We start from the raw sequence: 18,765 nt of genomic DNA on the forward strand, positions 1-18,765 counted from the left end.
ACGTTCTCCTCGCTCTACGGCAGCAATCGCCTTTTGGCGCAGGTCTTCACTGTAAGGGGCAGGCATAGGTGTTGTTTGTTTTTCTCTTTTTCTATTTTATGTCTTAACATGACTTTGTATGGCTATACCAGGTTCGTAGTCATCGAACAACTCGGCAAGCACAACGCCCACTGCATGAGGGGGCAAACCCAGAAGCTGGATAGCGTAGGAAGTCACCAGTTGTCGCAACCGGAAATTGATCCACCCAGTCGTCGTGAGTTCGCGCATCGCCGCATCCGGCATCGGAATCCCTGTCCGTCCCTCGCGCCACGCTGTCAACCACACGGCTTGCTCTGGGGTGGGAGCCACAGGTGGTACTCGCTCTTCATAGCGGGAGAAACCAGATAGAAAACCCCGACGAGCTTCTAGGCGTGCTTTGAAATAGCGGAATGAAGCCCCTTCAGTCGTCTTGTACTGTCCTGGATTTGCCTTGTGCCAAGCGCGTTCAGCTTTAGCCGTTTCGACGAAAGCGCGTTCGAGTGAAAGCGTGCCAGCAGCCAAGTGGGTGGAAAGCTGGCTTGTACTGTTGCGATCGCGTCCGGGAATCCACATCCCAGCTTGATAACTGGAAGTCGGCAATCGCTCTAAAAATGCTCTCAGTAATGAGATCGGACGATCTGCGCCTCTCGTTTGACACTCGATCGTGGCATCCTCCGAGAGGAATGGTGCAAGCTGCTTCTCTCCGCCTGTCCCTTTGCGCCTGATTCTCTCTCCATTGACAGTCAGTACAGGGATTCCCAACTGATGCAATTCCCGCTCTTGCGCTTGGCGACAAGCTTCCTCGATCGGCGTTCCATCAGCAGCGTTACGGATAACGATGCTGCAATCGTGCTTCTGGCACACCTGTGCGAGCGAAGCACGATCGTCTGAGTCAAGCACCTCAAACGAAATGCCGACCGTTTGAAACCATTGCCGCAAATGCTGTTCGGTGGTATCTTCAAGCTCGATCCGGTGGGGAGTGCGCGGTGGACGACTTCTAGCTTCTGGTCTAACTCGCACAACGGCATAGCCATCGTAGTCTGAACTCATTGCTGTGAATAGTGCGAGGTTGTCTTCAAGCCGCAGATCGTCGGACATCCAAACCAGTGCTTTCCCGTTTGTCACAGTCATGGGTATCTCCATTTGATTGTCAGACTTGTTTCATTACTTCAACTTAATCCTCTGAATTAGCTCGATCGCACACGAAGGCGATACTGGCATGGAAGTTGAAGCGGACGCTGCTCGGCAACTTTTCAGAAACCAAGGGGTCACTTCAGCTTCATAATTAAATTATATAGTACGAAATCGTACTATTTCAAGAGCAAAAACAGATACGTTGGCAAATGTTGTTGCTGGAACCTGAGCGCCTTCATTGCCACTATTAATTAACGACTCTGGAGAACCAGTCTTAAAACGGTCGCCAAAAACTCTAGAAAGTCCTTCTGTCAAACTTCTAGAACAGGCGATCGCAGAACGTTAACCAGAGCGAAATCCGATCGACATTATCAAAAACGTTGACTACTGGAAGGCATTTTTGGCGGAATAATTCCTCCCAAAAGATGCCACACTAACTTTATACGTATCTCGGCTTTCCCCCTATTTGCTCTACAGTTTTACAAGCAACTTATTGTTAGCATCTGTTGACAATAAATCCACCAATCTTATTCAATTTGTTACAATAAATACAGAAACAAAAACGTTCATCTCTTTGAGATTTTAGTTGTTCTTTAAATGAGCAGATAGAGAGACGGAAGTAGGGTGTCAACCGAAGGAACGTGCCTCACAAAGAACTTCAACGCTATAGGAGGCGGAAGATGAATTACCAAGATATTAAACTAATTTCTAGTCGAGAACTAGAAGCAAAAAGCAATCAACCAAGTCGCCAATCGTGGCTAAGTAAAGTTTGGCAAGCATTAACTACATATCTAAGCCAAGATTCAGACCTACGCGTGTGGCGATCGGACAAAAAAGGTCATACCGTATGGAAACTATATAATCCAACTACAGGCAATACACTCAACTTCAACTCTGAAACAGAAGTAAGAACCTGGATTGAAGAATCATACCACCACTCAGTTCCGCCCCAAAGAACCATTAGACCTTATGCTTGGTATCAGATAGAAAGATAGAGCGCTCTTGCAAAGTAGTACGCCGCGTGAGTATTTATCTGCGTTCATCTGCGTAGCCTACGGCAAGGCTGCGCCTACATCTGCGTTCGTGCAATAAAGTCTAACATCCAAAATTTGGCAGCCCATCAAGCCCACCTTTGCGGGTTTCACTTGTTAAAACGTGAAAGTTGTCCGCATCGTGCCTACATATTCCGTATCATTGCTACTGTTGTGTTCTGGGTTAAAAATTACCAACAGTCCAGGCGTAACTTCAATGTTATTAGTAAGACGATAACGGTAGAAAGCCTCTAGATGATAGGAAGTATCGCTATCAACCCGACTTCTATTACCAAAACCGACTTCTCGCACATCAGAACTAGATACTTTAGGCGATTGACCAAATAGAATACCGCCTAAACTACCTTCTTTGCCCAAGTCGGGTAGTCCTAAACCAGCAGCATAGTACCAAATATCAGCTTTAGCGCCTCGGTTTCCGGTGACAATTGTACTACTATCGGGATCGGCTTGAGCGATCGCCTGACTGTAACCTCCCCAGCCAAATACAATCAATTTAGGACTGAGACGGAGGCTTGCTTCTACGCCGTAGTGATTGCCTGTAGTTGGGATATTACCAAAAGGTGAATTGGCAAATATACTGCCCGTACTCTCCATAAAACTAACATTACCTGTGTTTGGCGTATCGTAAGTGTGGGCATAAGTCAAACCTAAACCAAAAGCATCGCCTAGCTTAAAATTCAACTGTCCAAAAGCTGCATAAGCGCCATTAGCAATGCCAAAACCAGCTTCAGGGTTGTTAGCTGTAGGCGCTAGATAAGCCAAGTTAGCACCAATTGAGCCTTGAGGATTAATTGCAACTGATACCCCAGCGCCGCCATTTTGATGTCGATAGATGGGGCTAAATCTTCCGTAGCGGGAGATTGCGCCGCGCCCGCTACTTTCAAACGGACTGTAGACAGTAAAACCCCTAGCATCTAATTCCACATTAGTAGCATCAACTTGAACGACGATGCGATCGCCGATTGGGAAACGATAAAAAACTTGATCTAGTTCGAGATTATTATTATTACTAATATCAAAACCCAAACGACTCATATTACTACCCGTAACATTTGTCCCAAATGGACTAAAGTTTCGAGCTTGCAAACGCATTCGCAGCAAATCTTCACCAAAGAAACTTGTATTTAAGGCTAGACGAGCGCGGCTTGTCAGGGTAAAAGTATCATTTATCTCACCATTAGAACCTGGAATTCGACCTGAAGAAACAGCGCGGTTGTCACCAAATACACCATTAATAGCAAAGATAGCTTCACCACCTAGCTTAGTTGTAGTAGAAAATTGATTTGCTTCTAGGGTAGCTGTTTGCACTTCTAGGTTATCTACTCTACCTCTGACGCTAGCTAATTCGGTTGCGAACTCTGCTTGCAAACTTTGCAAAGTAGCTAAGTCATCGCGGGTAACTAAATCTGCTGATGCGGTAGCAATTAATTCATTAACTCGATCTAAGCAAGCATTCAAGCCAGCAGCAAATTCGTACCGAGTTAAAGCCCGATTTCCGCGATACGTACTATCTGGATAACCTGCAATGCAACCATAGCGTTCGACTAAAGATTGCAAAGCTTGAAAAGCCCAATCTGTCGGTTGCACATCTGATAATTGCGACACAGATGTTACTTGTGCCATTGATTCTACATCTTGAGCAATTGCCGTTTGATTTGAAACCCAAGCTAAACAGCACACAGTAGAACTTACTATCAGCGTTATCTGCAGAAAATTCATTATTTCACTCCTCACAACCACATCGACAAATCTCTGCAAATTTGCAAACAAAAAGCAGAGCAGTTAATTAAAGTTTCTCCTTCCTACTGCACAAAAAATCGATTATGCCTTAACAAATCATGTATTATTTTGACGACGCGAGAGGAATTGAATAGCTGTTAATCCTAGCCCAATCAACACAAAAGAAAAGACTGTTGTCAGCGTTCCTAACGCATAAAGCGCGGGAGATGTCACGTTAGTTGTCATCCCAAAAATTTCTAATGGTAGAGTGTTTGTCTCGCCCGAAATTAACGAAGTGCGGGTAAATTCGTCGTAGGAAAGAGTAAAGCCTAGTAAACCTACACCAATTACACTAGCTGCAATTAGGGGAAAAACAATTTGCCAAAATGTTGTCACTTCGCTTGCACCTAAATCGCGGGCGGCTTCTTCGTAGGAAGGATTAAAACGTCCAAATATACCCAGCATAATTAGAAAGGCAAAAGGCAAAGTCCATGTTAAATGTCCCGCAAGTGCAGAAGAATACCACTGATTATCTAAACCTACTAAACCGAAAACTATCCCAATTCCTAATGAAACTAAAATACTAGGAACAATCAAGCTAGAAATTGTCAGATAAAAAACTAAGTTTGAGCCAACAAATCGCCGTCGAAAAGCTAATCCTGCCATAACGCTAATTACTACTGTAAATACAGTCACAAGTAAGCCTAAACTAAGCGATCGCCCAAACGGTTCGATAAAGTTTCCCACACGTTGCACCTCAAATACTGCTTTCAACCAGTGGAAACTAAACCCACGCATAGGAAAAGTTAATTGTCCTTCAGGACCTTGCAGCGAAAGAATAAATACTGCGAACATTGGACCATATAAAAATAGTACAAATAGTCCAAAAAAAGTAGCAAGCAAATAAGTAGAAGCTGAGTTTTTTTTAGTTTTTAACATCTCAAATACCTCAATTTTTGACTTATAACTTTTTACAATTCTTTGCGAACATCAACAATGCGGAGAATGCCAAAAACAATTATCAGAGTAATTATTAACAATACAACTGCATTTGCTGCTGCTAGAGGATACTGTAAACTATCAAGTTGGTTTTTAATTAGATAACCTACAGACGAAGATTTACCACCGCTCATAATCCGCATTGTGGCAAATTCTCCCATTACCAGTGTGATGATAAAAATAGAACCAATAGCAATTCCTGGTGCAGCTAAGGGAAGAATAATTTGCTTTTGAATTTGCAATGGGGAAGCGCCTAAATCTTCTGCTGCGGTGACTAAAGATCGATCTATTCGCATCATGCTGTTAAAAATGGGAGCTACCATAAACAAGGCGTAAAGATGTACCATTGCTAAAATTACAGAGAAATCAGAAAATAAGAAAGCTTCAACAGGGCGATCGCTCAAACGCAATCCCATTAATGCTTGATTAATTAATCCTTCTCTACCCAAGAAAGGAATCCAAGAAATCATCCGAATAATGTTAGATGTGAGAAAAGGAACGGTACAAATTAAAAACAAAATAGTTTGCCATTGGGTACTTTTAACTTTAAAAGCCAGAAAGTACGCAACAGGATAGCTAATTAACAGGCAAACTAACCAGACAATTGCTGCAAATTTGAATGTATTGAGATAAGTTGCTAAGTAAACTCTAGAGGTAAATATTCCTAGATAATTGTTGAGCGTAAATCCAGGACTCATAGCAAAGCCATTGAAATTCCAAAAGCTAACTACTACGATCGCAGCGATCGGTAAAATCAAAAATAGTAGAAATACTAGCGTTTGGGGAGCTACTAATAAATACGGTTGTAAAGCCTTGGAACTTTTGAGCATAGTGTTGTTTGGTAAGTGATTTTAAAAATTGAAATTTGTCCGTAAGACTCACACATAAATCGTGTTATTGTCTGCATTATGGTCTGGGTTAGTAATCACAACAATGCCTGGAGTAATACCAATGCGATCGCTAATTTGATACTTGTAGAAAGCATCAACCATGATAGAAGTATCAGCATCCTCAAACGCTGCAACGTCATTGCTAGTAACTTTTGAAGGCATACCGATAACAATGCCGCCCAAATTACCTTTTTTCCCTAAATCTGGAAAAGCCAAAGCAACAGCCCAAGATTGAATATTCGCCTCCAAACCGTCGCCAGGTCCGCCTTGCGCCGTCGCATCAGCAAAATAGTACCAACCGCTTAGAGCAAACTTGGGACTAAAACGGTACTCCGCTTCAACTCCGTAGCCATTTGTAGATGAGGGAAAAGTACCAAAAGGAAAAGCTGCATTTTCGCTGCCAAAAAAGCCACCAGGAGGAGCATTTCCGCTACCGTCATCGTAGGCTCGCAGGTACGTCAAGGCAACAGCAAAGCGATCGCTAGGTCGAAAGGTAATTTGCCCCAACGCCCCGTAGGGACCGCCAAACAAGCCTGTATCGGGGTTGTTTGCTGTCGGATCTCCAGCTAAGTAACCGCCACCAATATTGATTGAATCAGTAATGTTGTAGTTAAATCCTGCACCTGACACTCCACTTGGAAAGTAAATTGGGCTACGTAAAGCAAAACCAGTCAGCACTGTATCGTAGTCGCCATCTAGAGGATGCAGAGTAGGTACGAACAAATCTAAAAATCCAAAAGCTTCTAAAAATGCCGTACCTCTGTCGCCTATCGGAAATCGATACTCCAATTGATTAATTGCAAAAGAGTTATTGCTATCAGCCGTGAAAGCCAATCTCGACATGGCTGTACCAGTTGCATCGCCAAGGGCGGGGGTATTACCTGCTTGCAACCTAGCAATCAGGCGATCTCTACCTGTAAAGCTAGTATCAAAAATTAGCCGCACTCGCTGCGAGGCAAATACATTGTTATCTAAAGGTTCTCTCTGTGGCTGCACTCCGCCACTTCTAGGCGTACCAAATTGACCAGGCGTAGGGGGGATTACTCCAGCGCCAGAGGTGAGGGCTTTGTCGTCGCCAAATACAGATGCGATCGCAAATACTGCATGACCGACTAATTTGGTTGTAGTTGAAAACTGATTTGCTTCTAATTGCGCTGTTTGTGCTTCTAGGCTATCAACTCGTCCCCGCAAAGTTGCTAATTCTTCGGCGAAGTCTGCTTGCAGTTTTTGTAAGGTAGCTAAATCTGCCTTTGTAACTAAGTCAGCAGTTCCGGTCGCAATTAGTTCGTTGATTCTATCTAAGCAAGCATTTACACCAGCAGCAAACTCATAGCGAGTTAGAGCGCGATCGCCTCTATATGTACCATCTGGATAACCAGCAATGCAACCATAGCGTTCGACTAAAGACTGTAACGCCTGAAAAGCCCAATCGGTAGGTTGAACGTCAGACAAATCGGAAACAGAAGTTACTTGCGATCGCAAAGTGGTTTGCTGGGCATAGCGATTTACTTGCTCTAGCGAAATACTAATATCTTCAGATTGGGTTTGATCTGCACTTACAAGTTGCATACAGATTACTAGAGAACCAAAAGCAACGCAACTTTGCCCCAGACAATGCCTGAGAAAATTCCACATTATTTGACTCCCCACACTAATTAATAAATATTCTGTGCAGACGTAGCACTGCTATGTCTCTACGCGACGATGAATTCTGTCCATTTGTAAACTAAATACACTTGCTGCGGCATAAATGAATTCCAACAAACTACATTACCCATGCGTTCTGTAAAAGAACCGCCATCGCGTATTGCTCCTTTTGATTCAATTTTTTTACCAAAGGGATCGATCATATCAATCGCTGCTGGTTTGCCTTCGTACCAAAAATCCCATTCCTCCGGCTTCATAAACTTACGCGCATTTACTGGTGCAGCGCTGTAATAACCTTGTCTGCTCAAAAATCCCCCAACCCAGCCATCTAACATCCAGTTGAGATATTCGTAAGCTGCATCTAGCTTGATTCCAGAGAGATTTTTTGATAGCCCTAAACCTCCGCCCCAGCCGCGATAACCTTCCTTTAAAGGCGCGTAAACGCAGGGAATACCCCTCGCCTTGACAGCCGTCACCGCAGGCGACCACATAGATTGCAGCACCACTTCCCCAGATGACATTAAATTGACTGACTCGTCAAAGGTTTTCCAAAAAGCCCGAAATTGTCCGGCTTGCTTTTGCTCGATTAAGATGTTTGTCACCTTATCAAGTTCTGCTTTGGTCATATTGCCTTTATCGCCAAACTCTAGCAGCCCCATTGACTCCATAATCATTGCTGCATCCATGATGCCAATAGAGGGAATATCTAGTAGCGACGTTTTTCCCTTAAATTTGGGGTCGAATAAGTCTGCCCAAGACTCAATTTTGCTATCGACTAAATCGGGACGATAGCCCAAGGTATCGGCGTTGTATTGGAAGGGAATCATTGTCGCCCAGTCGGTAGGTTCGGGGGCAAATTCAGTTGAGTCTTTGCCTTTGAGAAATACTACTTTGCGAGGTGCAGTCCCTTGAGAAGTATTTACTCTCGCGCCTGGAAACAATTCTCCTGTAGTAAAAATGGGCGTTATGGTGTCAAATTCTCTAATCCGTTTGACATTAATTGCTTGTAAGTTGCCAGAAGGCACAACCAAAGGCAGGCTAAAGTATTCGCCATCAAAGATGTCATACTGTTTGGGCTGAGTAATGGCAATCTGGATATTTTCTGCCGTACTCAAAGCCCGCATATTTATTTTGAAGCCCAAATCCTTTTCTGCTTGGACGCGGATATCGTTAATCTGCGCTGCACCCGAACCAATCAAGCGCAAAGTTACATCTTGGATTTTATTAGTAATAATTGTTGGACCTGTTTTTGGGCTGCAACTAGAGGCAGCTAACATTGCTCCCCCAGCAGCTAGTCCATTGGTAATTAGTTTGCGACGACTAATATTGCTCATGGCTTTTATTAATAAGCAAGAAAAATACAGTTATCTTTCGACCAACTAAGTAGAGCTAATTGCCCTTCTTGTAGAGTGTTTTGTCGCCAGTCTTCGGTGCGAACTTTATATAGAATCTCTTGCCCTGTGGCTTCTACCATCAATGAAACGCGGGTTACATAACCTGTCATTTCTACCGCAGTAATTCGCGCTGAGATTTGGTTGGCGCCTAGAGATGATTTAGCTGGTATTTTGGCTGAATATGGCTCTAATGCCATCAAGTCAGGTCTAATCGAACACGCTGCTTCTGTACCAATCGGTACGGCGTGACCTCGACAAAATATAGTGCCAATTCCTGCTACTTCTAGCCCAATTAAATCTAAGCTATTGTCTGTAACGCAGTTGACTACTTTGCCTGTAAATATGTTGTTGTCGCCCATGAACTTAGCGACAAATTGCGAGGCTGGAGTATCAAAAAGTTCTTCTGGTGTGGCAACTTGATCGATGCGTCCGTGTGTCATGACAACTATTTGGTCGGATAAAGAAAATGCTTCTTCGACGTGGTGAGTTACTTGGATGAATGTCATGCCAAATTGTTTTTGGATTTTGCGTAACTCTGTCCGCATCCTGACTCTTAAGTTTTCGTCTAAGGCACTTAGTGGTTCATCTAGCATCAAGACTTGCGGACGAATGGCTAATGCTCTAGCTAAAGCGATGCGCTGTTGCTGTCCGCCACTAAGCATATTCGGTTTACGATCGCCTAAATGACTCAATCCCACCATTTCTAACATTTCGCCGACGCGCCGTTGGCGATCGCTTTCGGGCAATTTCCGCATCTTTAATCCAAACTCTACGTTCTCCCAAATCGTTTTATGAGGAAATAAGGCGTAGCTTTGAAACATCATCGCTGTGTTGCGTTTGGCTGGCGGAATGTCGTTGACGCGGCGATCGCCTATTAATACATCTCCGCTAGTTGCATCTTCATGTCCGGCTATCATCCGCAGTGCAGTTGTTTTACCGCAGCCGCTAGGACCTAATAGACAGCAATAAGTACCTGCGGGAATGTCTAGTGTAAGGTTTTCTACTGCTGTAAAAGTACCGTATTTTTTGGTTACAGCCCTGAGTGCAACACCTTGGGCTGCTTCTGCTAGCGCTTGTTGAATGGTTGAACTAGCTGTAGATACTTTGTTTTTAGTTCCTATTGACATGGCTTGCTTCCTAGAAAATTAAAATTTTGTCTCTGTGCTGTCTAAGAGCGCTAAAGCTTAGGCTACGTAACGTAATTTTTTACTTTTGACGCGCGGATTTGGGAGGACACTTGTTTTGGTCGGGTTAAGAGCCCAAACAACGTGTCCGGTGAGGAAACCTCTATGTATTAGATAGCGCGTTAACTTTTGACTTTAAAATGAGTTTGTATTCTGTATACAATGTCTATAATTTGATTAATGTACTGGTCTATACATTTTCTAAACTAAGTAATGAAAGTATTAGATTCTAGATGGTGAGGACTGTTGTTTTGCCGATTCGCGCCCCCCTCCAGCGAAGCCAACCGCTTAAGGAGCAAGCTTATCAAGCGATTCGCTCGGCTATATTGTCGGGTGAATTTACTCCTGGACAAAGGTTAATTGAAACGCAGTTGGCTAAAATGTTGCAAGTAAGTAGAACTCCGATTCGGGAAGCTTTGCGGCTATTGCAAAGCGAAGATTTGGTAGTGGAAGAACCGCATAATGTATTGCGTGTTGCTACTTTTTCTGTTGCTGATGCCTTACAGTTATATGACTGTCGGATTGCTTTGGAGCAGTTGTCGGTTACAGCAGCTTGCGAAAATGCGACCGATACCCAATTACAAAAACTCAGTCTTCTGGTGATGCAGGCTGAGAAGTTAGTTCAAGGCGAAGTTTCCGAGCTAACTAACTTTCAATTGCTCAATATCGATTACCAATTTCACCGTTTGCTAGCAGAAAGTTCGGGGAATTTATGGCTGCGATCGCTACTCGACCAAGTTTTTGACAAAATGATGCTGCTGAGGATTCAGACTATACAGCAAAACAGAAATGTTTTAGAAATTAGGTTCGAGCATCAGCGCGTATATGAAGCAGTGCGATCGCGCGATCCCCAAGCTGCAAAGCAAGCTATGTACGATCACTTAGTTGCGGCAAAAACAAGAGTTGCTCGTGAAGTCGAAAATTTACAACAGGATGCCGAAATTAGCTAACAATTACATTTATGACTCAAACTAGCTCCAACACTAAACTTGTCTTTATTTGCGGTTCTGCTTTGCAAGGACAGCCCGATCACAAAAACCTCCAGTCTGCCAAGTTTATCAAAAAAGCAGCTACCCAAGCTCGCTATCGCTTGCACGCTGCTGTTGACGGTTGGCATCCTGCTATTTATGAAGTATCAGCAGGTGGTATTTCTATTCCTGGAGAAGTGTACGAACTTACAACCGCGCAGTACGAGCATCTACTATCCACAGAACCGCCAAATATGTATCCGTCTGATGTAATTTTGGCAGATGGAGAAGCAATTACAGCTATGCTCTACCCGCAAGAATTAGTCAAGCAATACAATTGGCAAGATATTTCTCAATATGGAGGTTGGGCAGCTTACAAGCAAGCTGTAGCAAGTAAGGTATAGTTTTATATCTAGCGTTCGGAATGTGCATATTGCCTTTGCTGGTGTGCATTCCAACCTAGTTCTTGGGCGCGATCGCGGGCTTGACTTGGCACATCTTTGGCGACAAAATGCTCGTGCATCATTTGCACGCTGAGTAAGTGATTGATAATTGCATCTAACCTTACTCGCTCGGCATCAGGCGTATTTGCTGATTCGTGTTGCTTAAGGACTTGCTGCACTCCTGCAATATCTAACAAACCAGCAGCATCGATCGCTTGCTTTGATAAATAAGTGTCAGCTAACACCCGCATTGCTTTTTGCTTTTCCATATCGGTATGAGATGGTGGAGCCATAAAAGCAAACTTTTGGCGTTCGTAGAGGGCTTTAGGCAGCAGATTTCGCATAGCTTCGCGCAGGACAAACTTATCTTGATAGCCGCGAAAGCGCAAAGCTGGCGGCAATTTCACAGCAAATTCTACCAAAGGATGGTCGAGAAATGGCGGACGAGCTTCCATTGAGTTTGCCATATCAACGCGATCGCCTGCCCAACCTAGTACCTGGGACTCAAATTGAGTTTTGATCCAGACATATTGTGCCTTATCGAGAGCGTGACGACCTTCTATTTGGCTGGGATCGAGTGCGGAGGCGATCGCTGCTCCTGGCGAATAATCGCGGGTTGCTGCACGCAGATCGGGATGCAGCAAGTTGGAAACATAAGCGGCTGAAGATAACCAAGATTGCAAGCTACTAGGGGTAAAACCAATCAAATCTGTAAGTGCTGGATCTGATAACGGGTTATTGGCTAGTAAATTGCCTTTGAATAAGCGATTGCTTTCTTGCAGCCAAGCTTCTAAATCGGCTCTTTCTTCTGGGGTAGAGTCATCCATCCCGTAGCGAATCATATCTAGACGCAGTTGGGGATAGCCAGCAAATAGTTCGTCTGAGCCTTCCCCCGTCATTACTACTCGGTAGCCGCAGTCGTGGACGTGTTTGCTAAGTAGCATCTTAGCAATAGTAAAAGTGTTGTAAATACTGCGTTCTGTATGCCAAATTGTTTGAGCAAAATGCTCGTAGAGTTGCCCGCCGTTGATTCTGACAATATCTTGATCTGCGCCCACTGCTTGAGCCATTTCTTGAGAAATTGCTGTTTCATCGTAGTCCGCATCATCGAAGCCAATTGTAAATGCTTTGACGGGTGATTGTTGGCAAGCGGCGGCGATGCCCAAAATTGTGCAAGAATCGATTCCGCCAGAAAGATAGCAAGCAACTGGCACGTCTGCTTCTAGCTTTAATTGAATCGCTTCAACAAAGTAGCGGCGCAACTCTTCGATATAAAACTCATCTTCCAAACGCGGCTGGCGATCGCTCATCAAGGGAAAATTTAAATCCCAATATTGTTTGGTGCGAACCTTTAGTTCTGTATTTTGCCGTTCGACAATTACCATTTGCCCTGGTTGCACTGCATTAATTCCTTCAAAAGCAGTAGTTCCAGGAACCATAGTCTGCATCAATTGGTGGTAAAGTCCTTGAGCAGAAAAACGCCGCTTTACCGCAGGATGAGCAAATAAAACTTTTATCTCCGAACCAAATACAAAACCTTCTGGTGTCAGCGTCCAATATAGCGGCTTGACTCCAAAGCGATCGCGTACCAACGTCAACCGATCTGCTGCTTTGTCATATACAGCAAAACCAAATTCTCCCCGTAAATGCGGCAACGCGCCTTCTAAGCCAAAGCGATCGCTTAAGTGCAATAACAATTCTGTATCGCTTTTGGTGTCAAATCGATACCCTCGTGAAGTCAAATCTGCTCGCAGGCGTTTGTAGTCGTAAAATTCCCCATTATGAGCGATCGTGTACTGTCCATCACGCGATGTAAAAGGCTGCCGTCCGCGTTCTGGATTGAGGTCAATAATTGCTAGCCGCGCGTGAGCAAAACCCACACCGCGATCGCTGACAACTTTCCAGCCACACCCATCAGGACCGCGATGCGACTGGATCGCAGCCATCGCCACTAGCACCTCTGGATTGACGGGGCGGGACGGATCGCAATGCAGTACGCCTCCAATGCCACACATAGCAGAACTCCTGCATACAGTACACAATATAGAAGCATATTAATTTCTCATTAGAGTCATTGAATGTATATGAGATAACTTTTTAGCTAACGAAAGTGAGGCAAAAAGTATATATCACCAACATCCCAAATCAAATCGTTAATTCTACGTTGGCTTAGAAAGAATAGTTTTTTGACTTTTAACTTTTGACTTGTTATGACTTTTTCAATTGTGGCTTGGGATGCAAAAACTAAAATGACTGGGGTTGCAGTAGCAACAAAGCATCTAGCGGTAGGAGCGTTAGTACCTCATGCCAAAGCTGGAGTTGGAGCGATCGCAACTCAAGGACAAACTAACCCCATACTGGGAATTTCTGGGCTGCAATTACTAGAACAGCGTTTAGTTAATGCTGGTTTTAGCGATCGCATATCTGTTGATGACGTTATCCAAATTTTGCTGCAAGATGACCAAAACTTGCAGCAGCGTCAACTGCACCTTGTCGATTGCTACGGACAAACGGCGGCTTGGACGGGAGGTAACTGCGTTGGTTGGGCGGGACACTTAACTTTTACTAATTTTTCTGTTGCTGGCAATATGTTAGCAGGCGAACAAGTTTTGATCGCAATGGCAGATGCTTATCAAGATAATCCAGACATAGAGTTTTGCGATCGCTTACTGCAAGCAATGGAAGCGGGAGAAGCTGCGGGCGGAGATAAGCGAGGTCGTCAATCTGCGGCGCTTTATGTAGTGCATCAAGATAGCTATTCTCATCTAGATTTGCGCGTCGATCACCACAACGATCCCCTGAGCGAACTACGTTATCTATTTACAGAATCGTGCAAAGATTACTACCAATCGTTTCGTCAATCTATGCCACCTAGTAGCGATCGCTCCTATGCCTCAATTGCCAATTACTTAACTAATAAGCTGCAAACCCGTTCAAATCCTGCCGATGATTTAATTGCTAATAACCTGGCTCCTTCGCGCATTTAATATCGGCGTAAAATTTACAGATTGTAGTGCTAAATACATTTATACTCTAAGCCAAGTTGTATACAGAATACATAAGCTAAAGCTGAAATATGGCGATCGGCTGCTCGTAATTAAATAGTAAACACACAAAATGACTCAAACAGATGTTCATCAAGAAAGTCATGGCATTGTAGAGAATCAATCTCCATTTCTGCATGGCTTAAACGATAAACCACCATTTAAAGATGCTTTATTCGTGGGATTGCAGCACGTCTGCGCGATTTTTATTCCTGTTTGTACTCCAGGTTTGCCGATCGCCGGAGCATTAAGACTAGATCCAGCTAGAGCAAGTTACATTTTGGGAATGTCCTTATTCGTTTCTGGGCTAAATACATTTATTCAAGTCAACAAATAAAGTCAAAAGTTAAAACTAGAGATTCTAGTCCATCAAATTCCACAGCTTACGCAGAGCAGGAGATTTGTTGCTATAGGGTTCAGAATAAGACATCAACCAACAGCGCTCCAAATACTCGGTGCGTTGCTCGTACACTTGCTCCCTAGCTAAAGCATTGAGAAGACTTCGCCAACCAGCAACCAAAGGGTAAGCAATATTGAGTTTGCGGGATTTTGGTGCAGGAGCAGAGTCAGGAATTAGTTCTAATTGTTTGTAATTTTGCCACCGATTCATATTTTGTTTCTGTTTGTAAAGTTAGGAATGTCTAAAAATGTTCTTTGCAGAACATTTTGATTTTAACAAATGTGGTATAGGCTGCCGCATCGACCAACAGAACGATAAGCAGAACGTGCTGCAAATAAAACCTATGGATAATTTAAAAGCTGTAATCATTGGGGCGGGAATGGGAGGATTGGTGACAGGGATAGCTCTACGCCAAGCCGGATACGAAGTTGAAATATACGATCGCGTCAATCAACTGCGCCCAGCCGGAGCGGGAATATCGCTGTGGTCAAATGGCGTAAAAGTTCTTAACCGCCTGGGTTTGGGCAAAGAAATTGCTAGGATTGGCGGACCGATGGAGCAGGTAGGCTATTACAATCCGGCAGGAGAGAAACTGACAAACTTCAGCCTGCAACCTTTAGTAGATGATGTAGGACAGCAACCGTATCCAGTCGCGCGGACAGATTTGCAGGGAATGTTGCTAGATGTATTTGGGGCAGAAAACGTTCAATTTAATAGTAAATGCATCGCTGTAGAGCAAAATGCCGATAGTGTAACAGCAGTATTTGAGGATGGACGTAAAACCACAGGAGACATTTTAGTGGCAGCCGATGGCACGCACTCAATTATTCGCAATTACGTCCTAGGTCATGCTGTAGAGCGGCGTTATGTTGGTTATGTAAATTGGAATGGCTTAGTTCCTGCAAGCATTGACTTAGCCCCCAAAAATAGCTGGGATGTGTATGTAGGCGAACACAAACGCGCTTCGATGATGCCAGTGGGAGGCGATCGCTTTTACTTCTTTTTCGACGTACCATTACCCAAAGGCACTGTTAGCAGTCCAGAAACTTATAGAGAAGAACTAAGTAGCTTTTTTAAAGGTTGGGCAACCCCAGTCCAAAACTTAATTTCGCGCCTAGATCCGCTCAAAACCAATCGCGTAGAAATTCACGATATCGAACCGTTGCAAACGCTTGTACGCGGTAGAGTAGCTCTACTCGGAGATGCCGCACACAGCACCGCGCCCGATTTGGGACAAGGAGGCTGTCAAGCGATGGAAGATGCATTAGTTTTGGCTACGTTTTTGCAGACTACTAATATCAGCGTGGAAGATGCGCTGAAACGTTATGAAACGGCACGCAAAGACAGAGTTGCAGACGTGGTTACAAGAGCGCGGAAGCGCTCTTACATGACTCACGGCAAAGAGCCAGAGAAAACCCAACAGTGGTACGAGGAACTGAAATACGAAGATGGCACAAATATTATCAATGCCATCTCGAAGACAATTCTTGCCGGACCATTGCACTAGGAAAAAAGCAAAGTCGTAATACAGCTTTTCTTTCTTTTAACTTTTAACTTGCTTATTAGGAGAATATGATGGCATTCAACGAGGAGTTGATTGAGCGAGTAGGACAGGATGTACCCCCACAAGCCGTTTCTACAAGCAAGTTGATTTATGGTCTAGATGACCGTCCGCCAGTACCGGAAGCGATTTTTGTGGCGATTCAGCACGTACTAGCAGCGTTTGTGGGCATTATTACCCCCCCGTTGATTATCGGTACTACAATTGGGCTTTCGCCCACAGAAACCAGCTATATAGTTAGTATGTCGTTGTTTGTTTCTGGGTTGGCGACCTTTCTCCAGGTTAAACGTTTTGGAATAGTGGGGTCTGGTTTACTGAGCCTCCAGGGTACTAGCTTTGCCTTTTTAGGCTCGATCGTTGGCGTAGGAACAGCAATTATCGGGGCTGGCGGAACTCCCCAAACTGCCCTCGCCAGAATTTTTGGAGTCTGCTTTGTAGGTGCATTTGTGCAAATTTTCTTTAGTCGCTTTTTGCACCTTGCCCGCCAGATCATTTCTCCGGTTGTTTCGGGAACGGTAGTAATGATTATTGGCTTGAGCCTGATTAAAACAGGTGTGGTGAGCATGGCAGGAGGAATTGCCGCCCAGAAAAATGGAACTTTTGGCAGTCCTCAAAACCTGGCTTTATCTGGTTTGGTACTGGGGACGATTATCTTAATGAATGTAACAGGCAACCGCTATTTGAGAATGGGCGCGATCGGTATTGGCTTACTCGTGGGCTACGTTGTCTCCATCTTTTTGGGGTTAGTAGACTTCAGTATCTTTAGCAAACTGCCACCGATCAGCGTTCCCTTACCCTTGCGCTACGGCATGAGCTTTGATTTTGTTTCCTTTATTCCGTTTGTGCTGCTTTACATCCTCACTTCTATAGAAACTATTGGCGACTTAACCGCGACTTCAGCGATTACTGGACAGCCCGTAGAAGGCAGTCTGTTCATGCGCCGGATCAAAGGCGGCATTTTGGGAGATGGCATCAACTGTCTAATGGCGGCATTGTTCAACACCTTCCCCGTGACCACATTTAGCCAAAACAATGGTGTGATCCAAATGACAGGGGTTGGCAGCCGTTATGTGGGCTTTTACATTGCTGGGGTTCTAGCGCTTCTAGGTTTATTTCCGCTTGTGGGCGGTGTCTTTCAATCGTTGCCGCAACCTGTGTTGGGGGGAGCAACCGTAGTGATGTTTGGCGCGATCGCTGTAGCTGGTATCGATATTGTATCTTCCGTAGAAATTGGTCGCCGCGATTTGATGATCGTTGCAGTTTCCCTAGCATTGGGCTTAGGCGTAGTCTACGTTCCGGAAATCTTTACCAATAAGCCCGCCCTAGTCCAAAATCTATTTTCCTCCGCTACTGCCACTGGCGGGCTGTCTGCCGTGCTTTTGAATTGGTTGTTGCCCAGAAATATGGACAATCGCTAGTAGCCTCTTACCTCACTTGCTAACAATGTCAGGCAAACTTACTACTCATGTTCTCGATACGGCTCAAGGTTGTCCTGGTAGTAATATCAGCTTAGAACTTTGGTTGGTTAACGCACCTGGGCAAAAAACTTTACTCAAAACTGCTGTAACTAATGCTGACGGGCGTACTGATGCGCCTTTATTAGTGGATGCAGAATTAGTTGTGGGGGTGTACGAGTTGGTTTTCGTTGTCGGCGATTACTTTAAGTCTTTTGCCTTGCCAAATCCGCCATTTCTCAATCGGATTCCGTTGCAATTTGCGATCGCAAATCCTCGCAGTCACTATCACGTACCTTTGCTAGTTTCGCCCTGGTCTTATAGTACCTACCGAGGCAGCTAGCAATGACTTATACAATTGCTCAAATCAACTCTATGAGCCAGGATGAGTTTGTTGCCGCATTGGGGGCAGTTTTTGAAGAAACGCCTGCGATCGCTCGTTCTACCTGGCAAAAGCGTCCATTTGCTGATGTAACCGATTTACACCAGCAGATGGTAAATGCAGTTAAGGCAATGAGTAAACAACAGCAACTTACCTTAATTCGAGTACATCCTGACTTGGGTAGCAAGGTAAAAATGGCAGAAGCATCAGTGCAGGAACAGTCTGGTGTAGGACTAGATCGCTTGACTGCCCAGGAATACCAACGTTTTGAGCAACTTAATGCTGCCTACAAAGCTAAATTTGGTTTTCCCTTGATTGTGGCTGTGAAAAACCATACTAAAGACAGCATTTTTGCCACCTTTGATGAGCGTTTGGAAAATAGCGCAGATCGGGAGTTCGAGCGTGCGATCGCCGAAATTTATCAAATCGCCCAATTTCGCTTATTGGCAATAGTTTTGTAATTCAATTTATGTGGG

18 protein-coding genes and 1 riboswitch are annotated in these 18,765 nt (G+C 44.3%); of the genes, 9 read left to right on the plus strand and 9 right to left on the minus strand.

Annotated features, from left to right (window positions below):
- Positions 1 to 96: 96 nt before the first annotated feature.
- Entirely contained in the window at positions 97 to 1,149 is a 1,053-nt protein-coding gene (locus UH38_RS15540; RefSeq protein WP_045055592.1) for an FAD-binding domain-containing protein, read from the minus strand.
- 564 nt (positions 1,150 to 1,713) lie between these two features.
- Positions 1,714 to 1,798, plus strand: a riboswitch (Glutamine riboswitch).
- Positions 1,799 to 1,832: 34 nt separating this feature from the next.
- Between UH38_RS15540 and UH38_RS15545 the strand changes: the two genes are divergently transcribed.
- Positions 1,833 to 2,147: a hypothetical protein gene (locus UH38_RS15545; RefSeq protein ID WP_045055593.1), complete on the plus strand. Its 315-nt coding sequence runs from the start codon at positions 1,833 to 1,835 to the stop codon at positions 2,145 to 2,147.
- A gap of 153 nt (positions 2,148 to 2,300) precedes the next feature.
- Here UH38_RS15545 and UH38_RS15550 read toward each other — a convergent pair whose 3' ends face one another.
- From UH38_RS15550 to UH38_RS15575, 6 genes are all read right to left on the minus strand, one after another.
- Entirely contained in the window at positions 2,301 to 3,923 is a 1,623-nt protein-coding gene (locus tag UH38_RS15550; protein ID WP_045055594.1) for an iron uptake porin, read from the minus strand.
- A gap of 117 nt (positions 3,924 to 4,040) precedes the next feature.
- Positions 4,041 to 4,862: an ABC transporter permease gene (locus tag UH38_RS15555; RefSeq protein WP_045055595.1), complete on the minus strand. Its 822-nt coding sequence runs from the start codon at positions 4,860 to 4,862 to the stop codon at positions 4,041 to 4,043.
- Between the two features lie 32 nt (positions 4,863 to 4,894).
- Positions 4,895 to 5,752 (minus strand): ABC transporter permease, encoded by an 858-nt coding sequence (locus UH38_RS15560; protein WP_045055596.1) that lies wholly within the window; start codon positions 5,750 to 5,752, stop codon positions 4,895 to 4,897.
- Positions 5,753 to 5,800: 48 nt separating this feature from the next.
- A complete protein-coding gene (locus UH38_RS15565; RefSeq protein ID WP_045055597.1) occupies positions 5,801 to 7,447 on the minus strand; it encodes an iron uptake porin in 1,647 nt (548 codons plus the stop codon).
- A gap of 59 nt (positions 7,448 to 7,506) precedes the next feature.
- Positions 7,507 to 8,793: an ABC transporter substrate-binding protein gene (locus UH38_RS15570; RefSeq protein WP_045055598.1), complete on the minus strand. Its 1,287-nt coding sequence runs from the start codon at positions 8,791 to 8,793 to the stop codon at positions 7,507 to 7,509.
- Between the two features lie 8 nt (positions 8,794 to 8,801).
- The gene (locus tag UH38_RS15575) at positions 8,802 to 9,980 is read right to left on the minus strand and encodes an ABC transporter ATP-binding protein (RefSeq protein ID WP_045055599.1); all 1,179 of its coding nucleotides are present in this window, start codon (positions 9,978 to 9,980) and stop codon (positions 8,802 to 8,804) included.
- Positions 9,981 to 10,270: 290 nt separating this feature from the next.
- Between UH38_RS15575 and UH38_RS15580 the strand changes: the two genes are divergently transcribed.
- The gene (locus tag UH38_RS15580; protein WP_045055600.1) at positions 10,271 to 10,987 is read left to right on the plus strand and encodes a GntR family transcriptional regulator; all 717 of its coding nucleotides are present in this window, start codon (positions 10,271 to 10,273) and stop codon (positions 10,985 to 10,987) included.
- Between the two features lie 11 nt (positions 10,988 to 10,998).
- Positions 10,999 to 11,409, plus strand: a complete 411-nt coding sequence (locus UH38_RS15585) for an allophanate hydrolase-related protein (RefSeq protein WP_045055601.1) — start codon at positions 10,999 to 11,001, stop codon at positions 11,407 to 11,409.
- Positions 11,410 to 11,417: 8 nt separating this feature from the next.
- On the opposite strand, the gene asnB is transcribed toward UH38_RS15585, so the two are convergent.
- Positions 11,418 to 13,463, minus strand: coding sequence for an asparagine synthase (glutamine-hydrolyzing) (asnB, locus tag UH38_RS15590; protein ID WP_045055602.1), 2,046 nt, complete (start codon positions 13,461 to 13,463; stop codon positions 11,418 to 11,420).
- A gap of 195 nt (positions 13,464 to 13,658) precedes the next feature.
- Between asnB and UH38_RS15595 the strand changes: the two genes are divergently transcribed.
- A complete protein-coding gene (locus UH38_RS15595) occupies positions 13,659 to 14,435 on the plus strand; it encodes a DUF1028 domain-containing protein (protein ID WP_045055603.1) in 777 nt (258 codons plus the stop codon).
- Positions 14,436 to 14,565: 130 nt separating this feature from the next.
- A complete protein-coding gene (locus tag UH38_RS15600; protein ID WP_045055604.1) occupies positions 14,566 to 14,829 on the plus strand; it encodes a solute carrier family 23 protein in 264 nt (87 codons plus the stop codon).
- 24 nt (positions 14,830 to 14,853) lie between these two features.
- On the opposite strand, the gene UH38_RS15605 is transcribed toward UH38_RS15600, so the two are convergent.
- Positions 14,854 to 15,102: a hypothetical protein gene (locus UH38_RS15605; RefSeq protein WP_045055605.1), complete on the minus strand. Its 249-nt coding sequence runs from the start codon at positions 15,100 to 15,102 to the stop codon at positions 14,854 to 14,856.
- 133 nt (positions 15,103 to 15,235) lie between these two features.
- Here UH38_RS15605 and hpxO point away from each other — a divergent pair, with 133 nt between their 5' ends.
- The 4 genes from hpxO (at position 15,236) to uraD (ending at position 18,750) form a co-directional block, all read left to right on the plus strand.
- Positions 15,236 to 16,399, plus strand: coding sequence for an FAD-dependent urate hydroxylase HpxO (hpxO, locus tag UH38_RS15610; RefSeq protein WP_045055671.1), 1,164 nt, complete (start codon positions 15,236 to 15,238; stop codon positions 16,397 to 16,399).
- 65 nt (positions 16,400 to 16,464) lie between these two features.
- Positions 16,465 to 17,871 carry a uracil-xanthine permease family protein gene (locus UH38_RS15615; RefSeq protein ID WP_045055606.1) on the plus strand — a complete coding sequence of 469 codons (1,407 nt, stop codon included), beginning with the start codon at positions 16,465 to 16,467 and terminating at the stop codon, positions 17,869 to 17,871.
- 25 nt (positions 17,872 to 17,896) lie between these two features.
- Positions 17,897 to 18,250, plus strand: coding sequence for a hydroxyisourate hydrolase (gene uraH, locus UH38_RS15620; RefSeq protein WP_045055607.1), 354 nt, complete (start codon positions 17,897 to 17,899; stop codon positions 18,248 to 18,250).
- A 2-nt stretch (positions 18,251 to 18,252) separates the two neighbouring features.
- A complete protein-coding gene (gene uraD, locus UH38_RS15625) occupies positions 18,253 to 18,750 on the plus strand; it encodes a 2-oxo-4-hydroxy-4-carboxy-5-ureidoimidazoline decarboxylase (protein WP_045055608.1) in 498 nt (165 codons plus the stop codon).
- Positions 18,751 to 18,765 lie beyond the last annotated feature (15 nt).

The organism is Aliterella atlantica CENA595 (genome assembly GCF_000952155.1).
Taxonomy (GTDB): Bacteria; Cyanobacteriota; Cyanobacteriia; order Cyanobacteriales; family Chroococcidiopsidaceae; genus Aliterella; species Aliterella atlantica.

What these genes read in the sequence shown, in the direction of transcription:
- UH38_RS15540 (WP_045055592.1), bottom strand. Translation starts at nt 1,149, where the DNA reads ATGACTGTGACAAACGGGAAAGCACTGGTTTGGATGTCCGACGATCTG.
- UH38_RS15545 (WP_045055593.1), top strand. Translation starts at nt 1,833, where the DNA reads ATGAATTACCAAGATATTAAACTAATTTCTAGTCGAGAACTAGAAGCA.
- UH38_RS15550 (WP_045055594.1), bottom strand. Translation starts at nt 3,923, where the DNA reads ATGAATTTTCTGCAGATAACGCTGATAGTAAGTTCTACTGTGTGCTGT.
- UH38_RS15555 (WP_045055595.1), bottom strand. Translation starts at nt 4,862, where the DNA reads ATGTTAAAAACTAAAAAAAACTCAGCTTCTACTTATTTGCTTGCTACT.
- UH38_RS15560 (WP_045055596.1), bottom strand. Translation starts at nt 5,752, where the DNA reads ATGCTCAAAAGTTCCAAGGCTTTACAACCGTATTTATTAGTAGCTCCC.
- UH38_RS15565 (WP_045055597.1), bottom strand. Translation starts at nt 7,447, where the DNA reads ATGTGGAATTTTCTCAGGCATTGTCTGGGGCAAAGTTGCGTTGCTTTT.
- UH38_RS15570 (WP_045055598.1), bottom strand. Translation starts at nt 8,793, where the DNA reads ATGAGCAATATTAGTCGTCGCAAACTAATTACCAATGGACTAGCTGCT.
- UH38_RS15575 (WP_045055599.1), bottom strand. Translation starts at nt 9,980, where the DNA reads ATGTCAATAGGAACTAAAAACAAAGTATCTACAGCTAGTTCAACCATT.
- UH38_RS15580 (WP_045055600.1), top strand. Translation starts at nt 10,271, where the DNA reads ATGGTGAGGACTGTTGTTTTGCCGATTCGCGCCCCCCTCCAGCGAAGC.
- UH38_RS15585 (WP_045055601.1), top strand. Translation starts at nt 10,999, where the DNA reads ATGACTCAAACTAGCTCCAACACTAAACTTGTCTTTATTTGCGGTTCT.
- asnB (WP_045055602.1), bottom strand. Translation starts at nt 13,463, where the DNA reads ATGTGTGGCATTGGAGGCGTACTGCATTGCGATCCGTCCCGCCCCGTC.
- UH38_RS15595 (WP_045055603.1), top strand. Translation starts at nt 13,659, where the DNA reads ATGACTTTTTCAATTGTGGCTTGGGATGCAAAAACTAAAATGACTGGG.
- UH38_RS15600 (WP_045055604.1), top strand. Translation starts at nt 14,566, where the DNA reads ATGACTCAAACAGATGTTCATCAAGAAAGTCATGGCATTGTAGAGAAT.
- UH38_RS15605 (WP_045055605.1), bottom strand. Translation starts at nt 15,102, where the DNA reads ATGAATCGGTGGCAAAATTACAAACAATTAGAACTAATTCCTGACTCT.
- hpxO (WP_045055671.1), top strand. Translation starts at nt 15,236, where the DNA reads ATGGATAATTTAAAAGCTGTAATCATTGGGGCGGGAATGGGAGGATTG.
- UH38_RS15615 (WP_045055606.1), top strand. Translation starts at nt 16,465, where the DNA reads ATGATGGCATTCAACGAGGAGTTGATTGAGCGAGTAGGACAGGATGTA.
- uraH (WP_045055607.1), top strand. Translation starts at nt 17,897, where the DNA reads ATGTCAGGCAAACTTACTACTCATGTTCTCGATACGGCTCAAGGTTGT.
- uraD (WP_045055608.1), top strand. Translation starts at nt 18,253, where the DNA reads ATGACTTATACAATTGCTCAAATCAACTCTATGAGCCAGGATGAGTTT.